Source organism: Xenorhabdus thailandensis, from assembly GCF_037996785.1.
GTDB lineage: Bacteria > Pseudomonadota > Gammaproteobacteria > Enterobacterales > Enterobacteriaceae > Xenorhabdus > Xenorhabdus griffiniae.
The window spans coordinates 73,552-92,975 of record NZ_JBBMXF010000013.1 but is presented as its reverse complement, the minus strand read 5'-3'; the positions used below and the strand labels follow the sequence as shown (position 1 = coordinate 92,975).

Genomic DNA, 19,424 nt, shown 5'->3' with positions numbered 1-19,424 from the left:
TGTAAAGTCAAGGCGATAGAGGCAAAATTGATGATAAATTCGATAGATGCTCCTTAAATTCTTACCGATTGATATGACAACGACACACCTCATGCGAACAAAAAACCAGCATATTGTTTAGCGTTAGCTACGAGCAATTAAAGAGATTTATTTTATTAAGTGATAGAAAAATATTTTTGGTTTATCAGTAAAATTATATATCCTTTATAGAATTAATTTTATTTAGGGGAAGCAGTGTGAAATTAAAACTCCGTTACATTGCAGTGATATTGTTATTGTCTGGATGTGCAAGCCAACAAATACACCAGTCAGACAGTAATAGACAATCAACGGTAAAACGTATGCTTGATGGCAACAAGTCTGCTTTTGGTACTCATAAATTGACAAATAGGTTTAAATCCACCCCATTTGATGGTTTTATTGCGCAAGCCGCGAGACGTTATGGTGTTGATGAAACGCTCATCAAAGCGATTATTCAGGTGGAATCAGATTTTCGTCCAGAGGTTGTTAGTAAATCGAATGCGGTTGGACTCATGCAGATTAAGGCATCTACAGCTGGACGAGATGCTTACAGAATGAAAGGGAAATCAGGACAACCAACGCTGCGTGAATTGAAAGATCCTAAAACCAACATCGACCTTGGTACAGCCTATATCAGCATCTTGAAAAAGCAGCATCTGGAAGGTATTTCTAATCCAGAAACGTTGTACTACGCAACGATAGTTGCTTATGTAAATGGTGCAGGAGCATTATTGCGAACGTTTGACTCAAACCGAGCTTTGGCAATTAATAAAATTAATCAAATGACTCCGAATGAATTCTATCAATATGTTCAAAATAATCATCCTGCACCACAGGATTCGCGTTATTTATGGAAAGTTAAAAATGCTTATCATTCTTTAGATGTAACTTATTAATCATAATCTGTAAATTTTCATTAGGCTAGTCTGAATTTTTTATTGTAAAAAAATAGTCTTTTGTAAACTATGAATATTACAAATTTTCGATAAATATTTTACAAGCAGTATTGATTATTAATGTTTTATAAAAAATATTTATGATAACTTATGGTTAAAGTTATTTCTTTAATAAAACAATTTGTTCAATGAAAAATAATGGTACTATCCTGGATTATTTTAGTTATCTCAGATAGCTTCCAACATATAAATACAGCCCTTTTATTCATTAATTGTTGTAATTTCCAATTTACGTTAAGGAATATGTTTGCATAGGGTCGTTTAAATATGTTCCTACGGAGCTATTTTAACACCTATTCTGTGTATTAGTTTGATGGAACCATTAACGCGTTGCTGTCGGGCTTATCAAAACCAGGTTCAGGCGCGTGTGACTATTCGCATGATGTTTGCGCATTATTTGGGTGTACGAAATTTTCCAGAGGGAACCCGCAAGCAAATCTTACGCAGGAAAAGGTTGATATTTTCTACATTGATAGTAAGAGGTATGAAGGCAATACAGAACTTCATTTTACCTTGTCTTCTACTGCTGATGTGAAAGGGATTCTATGCGGGAACGGGGTATTTTATGAGGATTCATCCGACCAATGATCCCTCCTAAAGATGTATGCGATGGATTGATGAGCGATTGCAAAGTTTGATATGGAGAGGATGTTCGATTGCTTTTCGGCGGTTTTCCGGGGCCTGCGTTGATGAGTTGGTGAAAAATCCATAGTGACTCAGATCAACCTTTAGGAAACACAGCAGGATAAAATCAATAATTTTCCTATACTTTTTATGATTTTTTAATTACTAAAGGTTTTTTATGAAAAATTTGGTTTTAGCAACATTGATTGCAGCAGGAATATCAGCCCTATCTATAAACGTGCATGCTGCTAGTGAAAGCACTATTTCAGCAGGATATGCTCAGAGTCACGTTAAAGTACAGGGTGACAAATTAAAAGAGAATCCAAAAGGATTTAATGTTAAATATCGTTATGAATTGGATGATAATTGGGGAATAGTTGGCTCGTTTACATATACCCACCAAGGTTATGATTTTTATAGTGGCGGACACAAGGTAGCTAATGTTGATTTGGATTACTATTCATTAACCGCTGGCCCTGCGTATCGTATCAATGAATATGTGAGTGCCTACGGTTTAATTGGTGCGGCTCATGGTAAAGAGGAAGCTAAATCAGGTGGAAATTCACATAGTGAAAGCAAAACAGAGTTTGCCTATGCCGCAGGCTTACAGATTAATCCAATTCCTAATATAGCCATTGATGCATCATATGAATATTCAAAAATTGGTGAGTTAAAAGCGGGAACATGGGTGATAGGTGTTGGTTATCGATTCTAGTGAATGAATTTAAATATAACTTAACCTGCTTCGGCGGGTTTTTTGTTATATAGAGGAACCTATATGCGTTCACACATTACCCAGTTTATTGTGAATCACGCACAAACAGCATATCCCAATGAATATTGTGGGCTGGTGGTTCAATATCCCACCTCAAAGATGGTTGGAATTTAAACTATGATAAAGATCAATAAATTATATAAAATTAACTCATTGCGAATGTAATACGTATGGCGTCACTTAGTTACATTAAGTAGTCCTGTATGTTAGTATAGATTTTGAGTTTTAGCGATGTACATAGGTAATTTGGCAAAAGATGTATATACCTATGTACATAACTTACAGAGTGAAGTAAGAAATTGCTAATGTCTTATTAAAAATAAACGAATTTGATTTAATACAAGTGATCTTTCGTGTGGGTCACCACTGTACATAAGGATTTTAAATGCCTGTAATTACTCTTCCTGACGGTAGTCAACGTCAATTTGAGCATGCTGTTTCCGTAATGGATGTGGCTCGTGATATCGGTACTGGTTTAGCAAAAGCGTGTATTGCTGGCCGTGTTAATGGAGAATTGGTTGATGCTTGCGAATTAATCGAGACTGATTCCAATCTTGCTATTATCACCAGTAAGAATGAAGAAGGTTTGGAAATTATCCGTCATTCATGCGCACATTTGTTGGGCCATGCAATTAAGCAGTTGTGGCCCGATACGAAAATGGCTATCGGTCCTGTTATTGACAATGGTTTCTACTATGACGTCGATTTAGATCGCTCGTTGACACAGGAAGATATCGAGCTGCTTGAAAAACGCATGCTGGAACTTGCCAAAAAAGACTACGATGTCATCAAGAAAAGGGTTGGCTGGCAAGAAGCGCGTGACACATTTGCAGCTCGCGGTGAAGAGTATAAGATCCAGATTTTGGACGAAAACATTAGTCGTGATGATCGCCCAGGTCTGTATCACCATGAAGAATACGTTGATATGTGCCGTGGGCCGCATGTTCCTAACATGCGTTTTTGTCATCACTTTAAACTGCAAAAAGTTGCAGGAGCATACTGGCGCGGCAATAGTGACAACAAAATGTTGCAGCGTATTTATGGTACTGCATGGGCGGATAAGAAACAGCTTAATGCCTATTTACAGCGCTTGGAAGAAGCAGCAAAACGCGATCACCGTAAAATTGGTAAGCAGCTTGACCTGTATCATATGCAGGAAGAAGCACCGGGCATGGCGTTTTGGCATAATGACGGCTGGACAATTTTCCGTGAATTAGAAACTTTCGTCCGCACAAAACTCAAAGAGTACCAATACCAGGAAGTAAAGGGTCCATTTATGATGGATCGTATTCTGTGGGAAAAAACTGGGCATTGGGAAAACTATAAAGAAAACATGTTCACAACTTCATCGGAAAACCGCGAATATTGCGTAAAACCGATGAACTGCCCGGGCCATGTTCAGATTTTCAACCAAGGATTGAAATCTTACCGTGACTTGCCGTTGCGTATGGCTGAATTTGGTAGTTGTCATCGTAACGAACCCTCTGGCGCTTTACATGGTTTGATGCGTGTACGCGGTTTTACTCAAGACGATGCACATATTTTCTGTACTGAAGATCAGATCCTTCAAGAAGTCAGTAGCTGTATCAAGATGATTTACGATGTGTACGGCACATTTGGTTTTGAGAAGATTGTTGTTAAGTTATCAACACGCCCGGAAAAACGTATTGGTACGGAAAAACAGTGGGATGAAGCAGAAGCAGATCTTGCTGAAGCATTAACCCGAAATGGCATTGAATTTGAGTACCAGCCGGGTGAAGGGGCATTTTATGGCCCTAAAATTGAATTTACTCTATATGATTGTTTGGATCGTGCGTGGCAATGTGGTACTGTGCAACTCGATTTTTCACTGCCAGCACGCTTGAGCGCGTCATATGTAGGGGAAAATAACGAACGTAAGGTTCCTGTCATGATTCACCGTGCAGTTCTGGGATCGCTGGAACGGTTCATCGGTATCCTGACAGAAGAGTATGCTGGGTTTTTCCCAACATGGTTGGCACCTCAGCAGGTCGTCGTTATGAATATTACTGATGGCCAGTCAGATTATGTACAGGAATTGGTTAAAAAACTTCAAGATGCAGGCATTCGTGCAAAAGCAGACTTGAGAAACGAGAAGATTGGTTTTAAAATCCGTGAACACACTCTGCGTCGTGTACCTTATATGCTTGTATGTGGTGACAAAGAAGTCGAATCAGGAAAAGTATCCGTTCGTACTCGCCGCGGCAAAGACTTAGGTAGCATTGAGGTCAGTGAGTTTACAGAAAAACTGCTGACAGAAATACGCAGTCGCAATCTTCACCAATTGGAGGAATAAGGTATTAAAGGCGGAAAAAGAATTCAACCGGCGCGCCCAAATCGCATTAATGAAGAGATTCGCGCCTCTGAAGTTCGTTTAACTGGATTAGATGGCGAACAGATTGGTATTGTCAGTCTGAGAGAAGCTCTCGAAAAAGCTGAGGAAGCTGGTGTTGATTTAGTTGAAATCAGCCCAAATGCCGAACCGCCGGTTTGTCGTATTATGGATTACGGCAAGTTCCTCTATGAAAAGAGTAAGTCAATCAAAGAACAGAAAAAGAAACAAAAGGTTATTCAGGTTAAGGAAATTAAATTCCGTCCTGGTACAGATGAAGGCGACTATCAGGTCAAACTACGCAACCTGATTCGTTTTCTGGAAGATGGCGATAAAGCCAAAATCACCCTGCGTTTCCGTGGGCGTGAAATGGCACACCAACAGATTGGTATCGAGATGCTTAACCGCATTCGTGACGATCTGAGTGAACTGGCGGTGGTCGAATCCTTCCCAACGAAGGTTGAAGGTCGCCAGATGATCATGGTGCTCGCTCCTAAGAAGAAATAGTCAGGCAAACAAGTAATAGGCTCCAGTTAATCTGGCTGGAGTCTATTCGCCTGGCTAGTTCGTTGTAATTAACAATGCGAAGTGGAAATTAAAATGCCAAAGATTAAAACAGTACGCGGCGCAGCTAAACGCTTCAAAAAAACCGCAAGCGGCGGTTTCAAGCGTAAGCACGCTAACCTTCGTCACATTCTGACTAAAAAATCAACCAAGCGTAAACGTCATTTACGTCCAAAAGGCATGGTCTCCAAAGGTGATCTGGGCCTGGTTGTTGCTTGTTTGCCATACGCATAAGCAATTTTTTAGATTAGAACTCAGAGACGATAGGAGAAGTATATGGCTCGCGTAAAACGTGGTGTTATTGCCCGTGCACGTCACAAAAAAATTCTGAAACAAGCGAAAGGTTACTACGGTGCTCGTTCGCGCGTTTACCGTGTTGCTTTCCAGGCTGTTATCAAAGCTGGTCAGTACGCTTACCGTGACCGCCGTCAGCGTAAACGTCAATTCCGTCAATTGTGGATTGCACGTATCAACGCTGCTGCACGTCAGAACGGCATGTCTTACAGCCGTTTCATCAACGGCCTGAAAAAGGCTTCGATTGAAATCGACCGTAAGATCCTGGCTGACATCGCTGTATTCGACAAAGTAGCATTCGCTGCTCTGGTTGAAAAAGCGAAGGGCGCTCTGGCATAAGTCAGGTTAAAAGAGGGAGCTTGCTCCCTCTTTTACTTTTTTTCCAAAAGATTAGATACTGTCTGCAATCAGTAAATGCAAGAAGGGTACAGGAGAAAGAACGCAAATGATAAAGTTAGCCTTTTTTCGTTTCTTTTTTTACTTTAGCACCTGAAATCAGGGGGCTTCGCGCGTAAGAAAAGAAACGAAAAATAGCGCTTGAGCCTCCAGTGTGGAGGCTTTTTTATTTTTATGGCCTCATTAGTCGATAACATTGAGGACATAGTCGATAACAACTAAAGGGCCATCAGGCCGAAGGAAGAGGAAAACGATGTCACATCTTACTGAGCTGGTTGCAAAGGCAAAAACAGCCGTGGAAGAAGCCCAGGATGTTGCCGCGTTGGATTTGGTGCGAGTTGAATACCTGGGAAAAAAAGGCCATTTAACCCTCCAGATGTCATCGCTGCGTGACTTACCAGCCGAAGAACGTCCAGCGGCAGGGGCTGTTATTAATCAGGCGAAACAAGAAGTTCAAGAAGCTTTGAATGCGCGTAAGGCAAAGCTGGAAGCTGATATTCTGAATGCGCGTTTGGCAGCAGAAAAAATTGATGTTTCGTTGCCTGGTCGTCGTATGGAAAATGGTGGCTTGCACCCTGTTACCCGCACGATTGAACGTATTGAAACTTTCTTTGGCGAGTTGGGCTTTTCTGTTGAATCAGGCCCGGAAATCGAAGATGACTATCATAATTTTGATGCTCTGAACATTCCTGCACACCATCCTGCGCGTGCTGATCACGATACTTTCTGGTTTGATGCGACGCGTTTGTTGCGTACCCAGACTTCTGGGGTACAGATCCGCACCATGAAAGAGCGTCAGCCGCCAATCCGTATCATTGCACCTGGTCGTGTATACCGTAACGATTATGATCAGACTCATACTCCGATGTTCCATCAGGTAGAAGGGCTGATCGTTGATAAAAATATCAGCTTTACCAACCTGAAAGGCACACTGCATGACTTTTTGAATAACTTTTTTGAAGAAGATATGCAGATACGTTTCCGTCCTTCTTATTTTCCATTTACAGAACCTTCCGCAGAAGTTGATGTGATGGGCAAAAATGGGAAATGGTTAGAAGTTTTGGGTTGCGGTATGGTGCATCCTAACGTATTACGCAATGTTGGTATTGATCCTGAAATCTATTCTGGTTTTGCCTTTGGCATGGGAATGGAGCGTCTGACCATGCTGCGTTATGGTGTTACAGACTTGCGTGCATTCTTCGAAAATGATTTACGTTTCCTCAAACAATTTAAATAAGGCGGGTATATCTCATGAAATTCAGTGAACTCTGGTTACGCGAGTGGGCAAACCCAGCCATTAATAGTGAAGCATTGTCTGATCAAATCACCATGGCGGGTTTGGAAGTTGATGGTGTTGAAAAAGTGGCAGGTCAATTCCACGGTGTATTTGTTGGTGAAGTTGTTGAGTGTGGACAACATCCAAATGCAGATAAGTTGCGTGTCACAAAAGTTAATGTTGGCGGCGAACGCCTGTTAGATATTGTCTGTGGTGCACCTAATTGCCGACAAGGGCTTCGTGTCGCTGTTGCTACGGTTGGTGCTGTGCTGCCAGGTGATTTCAAAATTAAGCCAGCGAAATTGCGTGGCGAGCCGTCAGAAGGCATGTTGTGTTCATTTGCTGAATTAGGTATTGCAGACGATCATGATGGCATTATTGAACTGCCAGCAGATGCTCCGATTGGTGTTGATCTGCGTGATTACATGAAGTTGGACGATAATGCGATTGAAATCAGCATTACACCAAACCGTGCTGACTGCCTGAGCATCATGGGGGTTGCACGTGATGTTGCAGTTATCAATAAATTGTCCATGGCAGAGCCAAAAATCGAAGCGGTTAAACCAACTACAGATGCCACATTCCCTATTCGTGTTGAGGCTCCTGAAGCCTGTCCACGCTATTTGGGACGTGTGATCAAGAATGTGAACGTCAAAGCAATCACCCCACTGTGGATGCGCGAAAAACTGCGTCGTGGTGGTGTTCGTTCCATTGATCCGGTTGTTGATATTACCAACTATGTTTTGCTCGAATTGGGTCAACCATTGCACGCGTTCGATTTGGAACGTTTAAATGGTTCAATTATTGTGCGTTTTGCTGAGCAAGGTGAAAAACTTACTCTGCTAGATGGTAGTGAAACCGAACTTTCTGCTGAAACACTCATTATTTCTGATGAAAAACAACCGGTTGCTATGGCGGGGATTTTTGGCGGGGAATATTCTGGTGTTAATGCAGAAACACAGCATATTATGCTAGAATGTGCGTTCTTTGCACCACTGGCAATTACTGGCCGTGCTCGTCGTTATGGTTTGCACACCGATGCTTCTCACCGTTTTGAACGTGGTGTTGATCCACAGCTTCAGCATAAAGCGATGGAATATGCCACTCAATTGTTGATCGACATTTGTGGTGGAGAAGCCGGTGAAATCGTTGATGTTACTAGCGAATCTCACTTACCAAAACCAGCGACGATTACGCTTAATCGCAATAAATTGGATCGCTTGATTGGTTATCATGTTGCTGATGAACAAGTCACGGATATCCTGACGCGTTTAGGTTGCCAGGTCACGATCCAGGATGGAAGTTGGCAGGCTGTTGCACCTAGCTGGCGTTTTGATATGCAAATTGAGGAAGATCTCGTTGAAGAGGTCGCTCGTATTTACGGTTATAACAACATTCCTGACGTTCCAGTGCGCGCAGATCTGATTATGACTTCACATCGTGAAGCTGATTTGCCATTGAAACGGGTTAAAACAATGTTGGTGGACAAAGGTTATCAAGAAGCGATTACTTATAGCTTTGTTGATCCTAAGATTCAGAAATATCTTCACCCGCAGGAAGAAGCGTTAATTTTGCCTAATCCAATTTCGGCGGATATGTCTGCAATGCGTTTGTCCTTGTTGACAGGATTATTGACTACTGTTGCCTATAACCAGAACCGTCAGCAAAACCGTGTCCGTTTATTCGAAACAGGATTGCGTTTTGTGCCGGATGAACATGCGGAGCATGGGATCCGTCAGGAATTCATGCTCGGTGGCGTTATTGCAGGCAACCGTTTCGAAGAGCACTGGTCGATTGAAAAACAAGCAGTTGATTTCTTTGATTTGAAGGGTGATTTAGAATCTGTTTTAGAACTGACAGGTAAACTATCTAACATTTCCTTTAAGGCAGAAGAACATCCTGCTTTACATCCTGGACAAAGCGCTGGGATTTATCTGGAAAATAATTACATTGGTTATATCGGTGTTGTTCATCCAGAACTGGAGCGTAAACTTGACTTAAACGGCCGTACCGTGGTATTCGAGTTATTATGGACTGGTCTGGTAGACCGCGTAATCCCTGAGATGAAGGAAGTTTCTCGCTTCCCATCTAACCGCCGCGATATCGCCATCGTTGTGCCTGAAAATGTAGCCGCAGAAGATGTTCTGGCTGAATGTAAGAAAGTTGGCGTAAATCATATAGTTGGCATAAACTTATTTGACGTGTATTGTGGTAAAGGTGTCGCGGAAGGCTACAAGAGCCTTGCTATTAGCTTAATCTTGCAGGATACCATGCGTACACTGGAAGAAGAAGAAATTGCTGCGACCGTCAACAAATGCGTTGCTGCACTAGAACAGCGATTCCAAGCATCCTTGAGGGACTGAACTTATGGCGCTTACTAAAGCTGAAATGTCAGAAAATCTGTTTGAGAAACTGGGTATTAGCAAGCGTGACGCTAAAGATCTGGTAGAAATGTTCTTTGAAGAAGTTCGTCGTTCTTTGGAGAATGGGGAGCAAGTGAAATTATCTGGATTTGGCAACTTTGATTTGCGAGACAAAAATCAACGTCCAGGCCGTAATCCAAAAACAGGTGAAGATATTCCGATTACGGCTCGCCGTGTTGTCACTTTTCGCCCTGGCCAAAAACTGAAAAACAGAGTGGAAAAAGCGTTACCCAAAGAATAACTACATAAAAAGGCCGCATTTTGCGGTCTTTTTCTTATCTTCTCTTTTCAGCCTTCAATGGAAGGAGCATTTATTTTCTAAATGGCCTCACACATGCGCTCTGTTTACGAGTTGATCACCTATCAGAGAAAACGTAACCATCGAGTGATGGCGGTTTTGTCTGTTTTATTCGTTATTCTGTTTATCTTGTCATTATGTGCCGGTGAAATCTGGTTTTGGCCTGATCAATGGTTATCAGAGCCTGCCCAGTTGTTTATTTGGCAGTTGAGATTGCCCAGAGTGATTGCCGTGATGGTGGTTGGTGCGAGCTTAGCCCTGTCAGGAGCCATTATGCAGGCGTTGTTCGAAAATCCATTGGCGGAGCCAGGATTGCTTGGGATCAGTAATGGCGCTGGTGTTGTAGTGGTATGTTTAATACTTGTCTTTCATGGTATTGCACCATTGTGGTTATTAAGTGTTGGCGCGGTATCTGGGGCATTTTTTATGACCGCTATTTTGCTGGGATTTTCCAGAAAACATCAAGTGACCAATACCCGCTTGTTATTGATTGGCGTTGCTTTCGGGGTGATCTTTGGCGCCTTGATGACATGGATGGTTTATTTCAGTACCAGTTTAGATCTCCGGCAATTGATGTATTGGATGATGGGAAGTTTCAGTGGCGTTGATTGGCGCCAAAAATGGCTGATGGTTGCATTGTTTCCCGCTGTCTTATGGTTAAGCAGTAAAGGTAACATTTTGAATTACCTCTCTCTGGGGAGTTACAGGCTCGGCAACTAGGTGTGTCTCACCATAAATGGCGTAATGCATTTGTATCGGTAATCGGGTTATTAGTTGGTTTGAGTGTTGCTCTTGCGGGAGCTATCAGTTTTATCGGTTTGGTTATTCCCCATATTTTGAGATTAATTGGTTTGACTGATCATAAGGCATTACTTCCAGCCAGTGCATTGGCGGGAGGCAGTGGTTTACTGTTGGCAGATTTAATTTCCCGTCTATCATTATCCCATGCAGAAGTGCCAATAGGTGTTGTTACCGTAACTTTAGGTTCCCCCATTTTTATATGGCTGTTATTAAGAACACGTCACTATTAAGAAATATCGCACTTGCCTGTTAATGCGAGATAAGGAAATAAGGGTAATAGCATGATCAGTCAGCCGATTTTGCAACTGGATAATGTTAGTGTTAACAATAGATTGAGTTCATTGTCTGGGACTATTGCGGTAGGGAAACAGATTCATTTGGTGGGACTCAATGGCTCAGGGAAAAGTACTCTGCTTGCAGCAATTGCGGGCGTGTTATCCTATAGCGGCACTATTTGTTTGCATAGCCGAAACTTGCAGGATTACCGCCAGCACGAATTGGCAAAGCACCGTGCCTGGTTCTCTCAGGCTTCTTCTGTTCCTATCATGCCGGTTTTTCAGTATCTAGATATGTTCCGCCCTGAATGTACGTCATTGGCTCACAGTGAACATGTGTTGTATGAACTGTGCCAGCAAATGAAACTCCTGCCATTGCTTACTTCGTCCATTGGTCAACTCTCCGGCGGAGAGTGGCAACGAGTCAGATTGGCGGGTACGTTTTTTCAGATATGGCCGGAGCTAAATCCTGCTGGAAGTTTACTCTTACTTGATGAACCAACAAATAATCTTGATATCACCCAACAAGCCGTTTTGGATAAGTTAATAAAAAGATTTTGTGCGTTGGGAGGAACGGTATTATTGAGTAGCCATGATCTTAACCACACATATGAACAAGCGACAGAAGTATGGCTGCTTTCTCATGGGAAATTGTTAGCATCAGGCATGCCACAGAATATCATGACAGAACGAAATTTATCAGAAGTTTTTGAGGTAAATATTGGACATATCAAAAATGACAGCTATAAATTATGGAGGGTCAGCCACGTGTAATTCCTGTAAGCGAAATCTACCATAATTATTGCTTGCTATCTGTTTTTGGTGTTTGGTTGACCATAATTTGTTTTTCGTTGATGTTTCGTTAAAAAATCATTACCTAGAATCGATCGATTATAAAGCAATTAGGATATACAAGGCACAAAACGATTATGGATAATTTTTTGCCATTTTCTCGTCCTGCAATTGGCAGCGAAGAGATAGAAGCGATAGAGAAAGTTTTACACTCCGGCTGGATTACTACAGGCCCACAAAACCATCAGTTAGAGCAAGATTTTTCTCTTATGTTTGGCTGCAAACATGCCATTGCTCTATGTTCCGCGACTGCGGGAATGCATTTGGCTTTGTTGGCTCTTGGCATAGGCCCAGGTGATGAAGTCATTACGCCTTCCCAAACTTGGGTTTCTACTATCAATATGATTTGCTTGTTAGGCGCTGAACCTGTCATGGTTGATGTTGACCGTGATACATTAATGGTCAGCGCAGAAACAATCAAAAAAGCGATCACTCCCAAAACCAAAGCAATTATTCCCGTTCATTATGCAGGAGCGCCTTGTGATCTTGATGCTCTTCGCGCTGTAGCCCAAAAAGCGAAAATTCCTCTGATTGAAGATGCAGCTCATGCTGTCGGCACTCGTTATAAAAATGAATGGATCGGAGAACGGGGTAGCGCAATTTTTTCTTTTCATGCGATAAAAAACATGACCTGTGCCGAAGGTGGCATGTTCGTTACAGATGATGATGAACTTGCCCAGCGGATCCGCTGTTTAAAATTTCATGGCTTAGCTGTTGACGCTTTTGATAGACAAATTCAGGGCAGAAAACCCCAAGCGGAAGTGATTGAGCCGGGTTTTAAATACAACCTATCAGATATTCATGCGGCGATGGCAGTTGTGCAATTGGGCAAACTGGCATCAATGAATGAACGCCGTCGGGAATTGGTGGCTCGCTATTCTGCCGCTCTTATTGATTCACCGCTGCAAATGCTGAAAGCCCCAGAATATGCGCATTTGCATTCCCACCATCTTTTTATGGTACGCGTTGACAAAAATATCTGTGGCATTGACCGCGATACGTTTATGGCACGCCTAAAGGATAGAAATATTGGCACGGGTTTGCACTTCAGAGCCGCGCATACACAAAAATATTATCGTGAGCGTTATCCACAACTTTCCTTGCCTGTATCTGAGTGGAATTCATCAACATTGTGTTCATTACCTCTTTTTCCCGACATGAGCAATGATGATGTAGATCGTGTCGTGAATGTAATAACTGAAATTCTTTCGGAGCATAATTAAGTGATATTTGAGAAGATCAAAAAAGTTTCAGTCGTTATTCCTGTTTACAACGAAGAAGAAAGTTTACCCCAATTATTGGAAAGAACGCTCGCAGCGTGCCAAAAATTAGAACAGAAATACGAATTAATCTTGGTCGATGATGGCAGCCATGATAGTTCTGCCGAGATCTTAACTCAGGCGGCAGAATCTCCAGAAAATCATGTGATTGCAATTTTGCTTAACCGTAATTATGGGCAACATTCAGCCATTATGGCCGGTTTCCATCAAGCTGACGGTGATCTGGTTATTACACTTGATGCTGATTTGCAAAACCCACCGGAAGAAATTCCCCGTTTAGTTAAAACGGCGGAAGAGGGGTATGACGTTGTGGGAACTCGTCGTATTCATCGGCAGGACTCTTGGTTCCGTAAAGCCGCCTCTAAAATAATCAATGCGATGATAACTAAGGCGACAGGGCGTTCAATGGGGGATTATGGTTGCATGTTGCGCGCCTATCGACGTCATATTGTCTGTGCGATGCTTCAATGCCATGAGCGCAGTACATTTATTCCTATCCTTGCCAACACCTTTGCACGCAGAACAATAGAAATTGACGTGGCCCATGCAGAGCGTGAGTTTGGGGACTCCAAATACAGTTTTATGAAACTGATAAACCTGATGTATGACCTTCTGACGTGCTTAACTACTGCACCATTGCGGTTACTAAGCGTCGCGGGAAGTATCATTGCCATAACAGGTTTTTTGTTGGCGGTGTTATTGATTGTTCTGCGCCTTATATTTGGTTCAATGTGGGCTGCTGAAGGGGTGTTTACCCTGTTTGCTATTCTTTTCATGTTCATTGGGGCACAGTTCGTCGCCATGGGACTGTTGGGTGAATACATTGGTCGAATATATAACGATGTACGTGCTCGTCCGCGCTATTTTATTCAGAAAGTGGTCGGAATTAAGAAGACTAACGATAATCAGGAAGAAAGCTAATGAAAGCAATTATTTTTGCCTATCACGATATTGGTTGTGTCGGACTTAATGCATTAGTCAAATTGGGTTTTGATGTTCAGGCTGTATTCACTCACACAGATGATCCAAATGAAAATCACTTTTTCTCTTCTGTTGCACGTATCGGTGCTGATTTGGGGTTACCTGTGTTTGCACCAGAAAATGTGAATCACCCGCTTTGGGTTGAACGCATTCGTGAGATGAAACCAGATGTTATTTTCTCTTTTTACTATCGCAACATGCTTAGCCAGGAAATTCTGTCACTGGCTGAAAAAGGCGCGTTTAACCTTCATGGCTCCTTGTTGCCTAAATATCGTGGCCGTGCTCCGGTTAACTGGGCTGTACTCCATGGCGAGGCTGAAACCGGTGTAACATTACATAAAATGCTGGAGAAGCCGGATGCGGGAGATATTATCGCGCAACAGGTTGTACAGATTGGTGAAAATGATACTTCGCTGAGAGTACATGAAAAAATACGTGAAGCGACAGTTGAATTATTGGATCGTATTCTGCCTCAAATAAAATCAGGTCATTATCCATCAATTCCACAGGATGAAAGCCAGGCCACTTATTTTGGCCGTCGTACCGCTGAAGATGGTGAGATAGCATGGAATAAGTCTGCCAAAGAGATTAACAACTTAGTCAGGGCGGTGACAGAACCCTACCCAGGGGTATTTACTTTTCTCGGTGAACGTAAGATGACGATTTGGCGTTCACGGCCACTTGATCAGTCCCACGGAAAACGCCCAGGAACCGTAATCTCGACGGATCCCTTTGTGATTGCTTGTGGTGATGGTGCGTTGGAAATTATTAGCGGCCAAGGGGAGTCAGGGCTTTATGTTCAAGGTAATCGATTAGCTCTTGAGATGGGTATTGTCGCAGGGGTTCATGTTGGTCCTAAAGCAACAACCCAAATCAGTCGCCGTAAACGAGTACTCATTTTGGGTGTGAATGGATTCATTGGTAACCATCTGACTGAACGGTTGTTGAGTGATGGCAATTATGACATTTATGGGATGGATATTGGTTCTTCTGCGATTGAGCGATTTATTGGTAATCCACGTTTTCACTTTATTGAAGGAGATATCAGCATTCATACTGAATGGATTGAATATCACATCAAAAAATGTGATGTCATCCTGCCATTAGTGGCAATTGCGACGCCAATTGAATATACCCGTAATCCTTTGCGAGTCTTTGAGCTGGATTTTGAAGAGAACCTTAAAATTGTTCGTTATTGTGTTAAATACAATAAACGGATTATTTTCCCCTCCACATCCGAAGTTTACGGTATGTGTGATGATAAAGAGTTTGATGAAGATACTTCGCGTCTGATTGTTGGACCTATTAATAAACAGCGTTGGATCTATTCAGTTTCAAAACAATTACTTGATCGAGTCATTTGGGCATATGGTACACAAGAAGGCCTGAAATTTACTTTATTCCGTCCATTTAACTGGATGGGGCCAAGGCTGGATAACCTAAATTCAGCGCGTATTGGTAGTTCAAGGGCTATTACCCAATTGATTTTGAACTTGGTGGAAGGTTCGCCAATTAAATTGGTGGATGGGGGAGAACAAAAACGCTGTTTCACGGATATCCATGATGGTATTGAGGCACTGTACAGGATCATCGAAAACCGGGATGGGCGATGCGATAGTCAGATAATCAATATTGGTAATCCAACAAATGAAGCGAGCATTCGTCAGTTAGCCGAAATGTTATTAGATAGCTTTGAACAACATGAGTTGCGGGGGCACTTTCCCCCATTTGCTGGATTCAAAAAGGTCGAAAGCAGCAGTTATTATGGGCAAGGCTATCAGGATGTTGCACACCGCAAACCCAGCATTAAAAACGCAGAACGTCTGTTAGGTTGGAAACCCACTATTGATATGAAGCAAACCATTGATAAAACATTGGACTTCTTTCTGCGTGGCGCAGTTGAAGAAGCGAAAGAGAAAAATTAAAAAGGCAGTAGGAAAACGAGGAAGAGAGCGGAAATAACGTAATGAAAAAAGTTGGTTTGAGAATTGATGTGGACACTTATCGAGGCACTAAGGAAGGTGTACCACGGTTGCTTGAAGTTTTACAAAAGCACCATATTCAAGCCAGCTTTTTTTTCAGTGTTGGCCCAGACAATATGGGGCGCCATTTATGGCGTCTGTTGCGTCCAAAGTTTCTCTGGAAGATGCTGAGATCAAATGCTGTGTCTCTCTATGGCTTGGATATTTTATTGGCAGGTACAGCTTGGCCGGGAAAAAAAATCGCAAAAGATTTAGGGCATTTGATGAAGCAAACAATAGAAGCAGGCCATGAAGTAGGTTTACATGCATGGGATCATCAAGGTTGGCAGGCAAAAGTAGGTTGTTGGTCGGAGAAGGAATTAACAGAGCAAGTGAAATTGGGTGTTGATGCTTTGCAAAAAGCAACAGGAAAAACTGTGACATGCTCAGCCGTTGCGGGTTGGCGCGCTGATGAACGTGTGCTGGCCGTTAAACAACATTTTGGTTTTGATTACAACAGTGATTGCCGCGGAACACATCCATTCAGGCCACTCTTGCCCGATGGACAAGTGGGAACTGTACAAATTCCTGTCACATTACCTACCTATGATGAAGTTGTTGGAACACAAGTCAGTGATGCAGATTTTAATCACTTTATCCTTGCAGCGATTAAAAATGATCATGGGATTCCTGTTTATACGATCCATACCGAAGTCGAAGGGATGTCGAAATCTGCACAATTTGAGGCATTACTGGACATGCTTCATCAACAAGATATTCAGTTCTGTAAATTAAGCCATTTGTTACCAGAGAATAGGGATACGCTTCCTATTGGGAAAATTGTTCGTTCGGATTTTCTTGGTCGTGAAGGCTGGTTAGGTTGCCAACAAGAGGTATAGCACAGATGTTGAACACCCGAACGAGTAAAGCAGGAGCCGTTCTGATGGCTCTTTTTTTTGTTCTTACTTACTTATTACCGCTGGATAGTCGTTCATTATGGCAACCGGATGAAACTCGGTATGCAGAAATTAGCCGGGAAATGCTGCAACGTGGGGATTGGATCGTACCGTATTTCCTGGATATCCGCTATTTTGAGAAACCAGTAGCAGGATATTGGATCAACAACATTAGCCAATGGATTTTTGGTGATAATAATTTTGCTGTCCGTTTTGGTTCCGTACTTAGTATCCTAATCAGCGTGTTTCTTCTTTATCGTTTAGCAATGATGATGTGGCAATGTCGCCAGACTGCTTTCGTTTCCAGCCTGATCTACATTTCCATGTTTATTGTTTTTTCCATTGGTACTTACAGTGTCCTTGATCCTATGTTTTCTTTATGGATTACCGCGGGGATCGTAAGCTGTTATTGGGCGCTTAAGGCGGTGTCGATCCGAGAACGGATTTTGGCATGGTCTGTTCTGGGGCTGACCTGTGGGATGGCTTTTATGACAAAAGGCTTTCTAGCATTAGCATTACCCGTGATTGCCATGCTACCCATTACAATATATCAAAAGCGGTTTTTGGAAATGGTTCGTTTTGGTTCTCTTGCCGTAATTTTTGCTGTTTTGATAAGCCTACCGTGGGTGATTGCGATTGCTGTGCGTGAGCCGGATTACTGGCATTATTTCTTTTGGGTAGAGCACATACAGCGTTTTGCTTCTGATAAAGCTCAGCATATTGCACCTATTTGGTATTACTTACCCGTATTGATTTTAGGCGTGATCCCGTGGCTAGGGTTACTACCAGGTGCTTTAATCAAAAGCTGGAAGGAGAAAAACAGTCACCCAGAAATGTTTTTTTTGTTTTGCTGGTTTGTTGTTCCATTTGTGTTTTTTAGTATCGCAAAAGGAAAATTACCAACTTACGTTTTACCTTTTATCGGCCCTTTAGCTTTAATGATGGCAAAATATGCTGTCGATTGCGTCAAAAATGGCCGCATGAACGTGTTGAAAATAAATGGGTTGGTGAACGTTTTCATCGGATTGCTTGCCATTTTGGTACTTTTTATTCTGGAAACCTTGAAGGATCCACCACTTTATCAACCCGACGAGTGGCTGAAATGGATTATGGGAATCATTGCCTTTGGCGTTTGGGGTGGGATTGGTTATCTCTGTTTTATTCGCGATGGTAAATATTGGTTATGGGCTGCCGCTTGTTCAATTATACTCAACCTATCCATAGGTAGTGCTTTACCTGATAAGACGATAAATTCGAAACTTCCTCAGCATTTCATTCAGCAAAACGAAAAAGAGTTGGCTGACAGTAAATATATTTTGGCTCAGTCTGTTGGGATGGGGGCTGCGGTTGCCTGGGAATTGAAACGCAGTGATATTTACCTGTTTGATCGTCAGGGAGAATTAAAATATGGTCTTGCATATCCTGATAGCCAATATCGATATATCACAGCGCAAAAATTTCCTGCATGGCTAGTAAAAGCACGTCAAAAAGGTCAAGTCGCGATTGTTTTTCTATTACCTTCAGAAGGTGAGTTGTCTGAACTACCAGAACCGGATTTTGTGCGTCGTAGTCATAGATTTGTGCTTGTGATTTATAAGAAACAGCCATGAGTAGCAATATAATCTTATTGATTTTGGTTAGCTTGTTTACTTGCGCGGGGCAATTATGCCAGAAGCAGGCAGTTGCTTGTTGGCAGAAAAAAGATACCCCGCATAAAGTAGTATCGATGGCGGCATGGCTGTCTAGTGCTATTCTTCTGTTGGGTATAGGAATGATATTTTGGTTGCGATTATTGCAATTTTTTCCATTGAGCATTGCTTACCCTCTGCTTAGTATAAATTTTGTCATAGTGACTTTGATTGGGCAATTCTTGTATCAGGAAAAAGTGGGATTAAAGCACTGGATGGGAGTTTTTGCCATTATGTTCGGGATCTTATTGATGAGTTTAAGTTAATGAAAGGTTATCTTTGGGGGATGGCCAGTGTCCTGCTGATCACTGTAGCGCAATTGTTATTGAAGTGGGGAGTTGCCCATCTGCCGGAACTTTCGTTATCAATGCACTGGCTGGACATCAACTGGCTTTGGGCAAATCACAATCCTCTGCTGATGATTATGGCAGGGTTGGCGGGTTATATACTATCTATGTTATGTTGGTTTTTCACATTGAAATATCTGCCATTGAATAAAGCGTACCCTATTATTAGCTTGAGTTATGCCTTTGTTTATTTAATGGTGGCTTTATTACCTTGGTTTAGCGAAACAGTCTCACTGTTAAAAACGTTGGGCGTTTTTTTCATCTTATTGGGCGTTTGGTTAATCAGCAGACCGGAAACAAAATAGA

At 42.1% G+C, this 19,424-nt stretch carries 18 protein-coding genes, 2 pseudogenes and 1 other annotated feature; all 20 genes and pseudogenes read left to right on the top strand.

Annotated elements, in window-relative coordinates; all coding sequences use genetic code 11:
- The first annotated feature begins 236 nt into the window (after positions 1-236).
- The 20 genes and pseudogenes from AAC853_RS13925 to arnF all read left to right on the top strand — a co-directional run bounded on the left by AAC853_RS13925 (position 237) and on the right by arnF (position 19,423).
- Positions 237-917: a transglycosylase SLT domain-containing protein gene (locus AAC853_RS13925; protein WP_340614898.1), complete on the top strand. Its 681-nt coding sequence runs from the start codon at positions 237-239 to the stop codon at positions 915-917.
- A 325-nt stretch (positions 918-1,242) separates the two neighbouring features.
- A pseudogene (locus tag AAC853_RS17900) lies at positions 1,243-1,565 on the top strand (hypothetical protein).
- A gap of 214 nt (positions 1,566-1,779) precedes the next feature.
- Complete coding sequence (locus AAC853_RS13920; RefSeq protein WP_338882533.1) at positions 1,780-2,316, top strand: Ail/Lom family outer membrane beta-barrel protein; 537 nt, start codon at positions 1,780-1,782, stop codon at positions 2,314-2,316.
- A 445-nt stretch (positions 2,317-2,761) separates the two neighbouring features.
- Positions 2,762-4,690: a threonine--tRNA ligase gene (thrS, locus tag AAC853_RS13915; protein ID WP_338882528.1), complete on the top strand. Its 1,929-nt coding sequence runs from the start codon at positions 2,762-2,764 to the stop codon at positions 4,688-4,690.
- Between the two features lie 3 nt (positions 4,691-4,693).
- Positions 4,694-5,233, top strand: a complete 540-nt coding sequence (gene infC / locus AAC853_RS13910) for a translation initiation factor IF-3 (RefSeq protein ID WP_273570799.1) — start codon at positions 4,694-4,696, stop codon at positions 5,231-5,233.
- A gap of 93 nt (positions 5,234-5,326) precedes the next feature.
- Complete coding sequence (gene rpmI, locus AAC853_RS13905) at positions 5,327-5,524, top strand: 50S ribosomal protein L35 (protein WP_006118955.1); 198 nt, start codon at positions 5,327-5,329, stop codon at positions 5,522-5,524.
- 42 nt (positions 5,525-5,566) lie between these two features.
- Positions 5,567-5,923 carry a 50S ribosomal protein L20 gene (gene rplT / locus AAC853_RS13900; RefSeq protein WP_010847342.1) on the top strand — a complete coding sequence of 119 codons (357 nt, stop codon included), beginning with the start codon at positions 5,567-5,569 and terminating at the stop codon, positions 5,921-5,923.
- Between the two features lie 103 nt (positions 5,924-6,026).
- Positions 6,027-6,151 (top strand) — a sequence feature (Phe leader region).
- Positions 6,030-6,077, top strand: a complete 48-nt coding sequence (gene pheM / locus AAC853_RS17895) for a pheST operon leader peptide PheM (RefSeq protein WP_152669842.1) — start codon at positions 6,030-6,032, stop codon at positions 6,075-6,077. It overlaps the preceding feature by 48 nt.
- An 82-nt stretch (positions 6,152-6,233) precedes the next feature.
- Positions 6,234-7,217, top strand: coding sequence for a phenylalanine--tRNA ligase subunit alpha (pheS, locus tag AAC853_RS13895; RefSeq protein WP_189760066.1), 984 nt, complete (start codon positions 6,234-6,236; stop codon positions 7,215-7,217).
- A 14-nt stretch (positions 7,218-7,231) separates the two neighbouring features.
- Positions 7,232-9,619, top strand: coding sequence for a phenylalanine--tRNA ligase subunit beta (gene pheT, locus AAC853_RS13890; protein ID WP_340614897.1), 2,388 nt, complete (start codon positions 7,232-7,234; stop codon positions 9,617-9,619).
- Positions 9,620-9,623: 4 nt separating this feature from the next.
- On the top strand, positions 9,624-9,920 hold the full coding sequence (gene ihfA, locus AAC853_RS13885) for an integration host factor subunit alpha (protein ID WP_038233943.1): 297 nt from the start codon (positions 9,624-9,626) through the stop codon (positions 9,918-9,920).
- 93 nt (positions 9,921-10,013) lie between these two features.
- Positions 10,014-11,008: pseudogene (btuC, locus tag AAC853_RS13880) on the top strand (vitamin B12 ABC transporter permease BtuC).
- A 51-nt stretch (positions 11,009-11,059) separates the two neighbouring features.
- A complete protein-coding gene (gene btuD, locus AAC853_RS13875; RefSeq protein WP_340614896.1) occupies positions 11,060-11,827 on the top strand; it encodes a vitamin B12 ABC transporter ATP-binding protein BtuD in 768 nt (255 codons plus the stop codon).
- A gap of 155 nt (positions 11,828-11,982) precedes the next feature.
- The gene (arnB, locus tag AAC853_RS13870) at positions 11,983-13,128 is read left to right on the top strand and encodes a UDP-4-amino-4-deoxy-L-arabinose aminotransferase (RefSeq protein ID WP_340614895.1); all 1,146 of its coding nucleotides are present in this window, start codon (positions 11,983-11,985) and stop codon (positions 13,126-13,128) included.
- Positions 13,129-14,106 carry an undecaprenyl-phosphate 4-deoxy-4-formamido-L-arabinose transferase gene (arnC, locus tag AAC853_RS13865; protein WP_340614894.1) on the top strand — a complete coding sequence of 326 codons (978 nt, stop codon included), beginning with the start codon at positions 13,129-13,131 and terminating at the stop codon, positions 14,104-14,106. It abuts the gene before it with no gap.
- A complete protein-coding gene (gene arnA, locus AAC853_RS13860) occupies positions 14,106-16,091 on the top strand; it encodes a bifunctional UDP-4-amino-4-deoxy-L-arabinose formyltransferase/UDP-glucuronic acid oxidase ArnA (protein WP_340614893.1) in 1,986 nt (661 codons plus the stop codon). The genes arnC and arnA overlap by 1 nt, the downstream gene beginning before the upstream one ends.
- 41 nt (positions 16,092-16,132) lie before the next feature.
- Positions 16,133-17,026 carry a 4-deoxy-4-formamido-L-arabinose-phosphoundecaprenol deformylase gene (gene arnD / locus AAC853_RS13855; RefSeq protein WP_340614892.1) on the top strand — a complete coding sequence of 298 codons (894 nt, stop codon included), beginning with the start codon at positions 16,133-16,135 and terminating at the stop codon, positions 17,024-17,026.
- Between the two features lie 5 nt (positions 17,027-17,031).
- On the top strand, positions 17,032-18,693 hold the full coding sequence (arnT, locus tag AAC853_RS13850; RefSeq protein ID WP_340614891.1) for a lipid IV(A) 4-amino-4-deoxy-L-arabinosyltransferase: 1,662 nt from the start codon (positions 17,032-17,034) through the stop codon (positions 18,691-18,693).
- Positions 18,690-19,037: a 4-amino-4-deoxy-L-arabinose-phosphoundecaprenol flippase subunit ArnE gene (arnE, locus tag AAC853_RS13845; RefSeq protein WP_340614890.1), complete on the top strand. Its 348-nt coding sequence runs from the start codon at positions 18,690-18,692 to the stop codon at positions 19,035-19,037. The genes arnT and arnE overlap by 4 nt, the downstream gene beginning before the upstream one ends.
- Positions 19,037-19,423 (top strand): 4-amino-4-deoxy-L-arabinose-phosphoundecaprenol flippase subunit ArnF, encoded by a 387-nt coding sequence (gene arnF, locus AAC853_RS13840; protein ID WP_189760075.1) that lies wholly within the window; start codon positions 19,037-19,039, stop codon positions 19,421-19,423. Before arnE ends, arnF begins: the two co-directional genes overlap by 1 nt.
- Position 19,424: the final 1 nt, after the last annotated feature.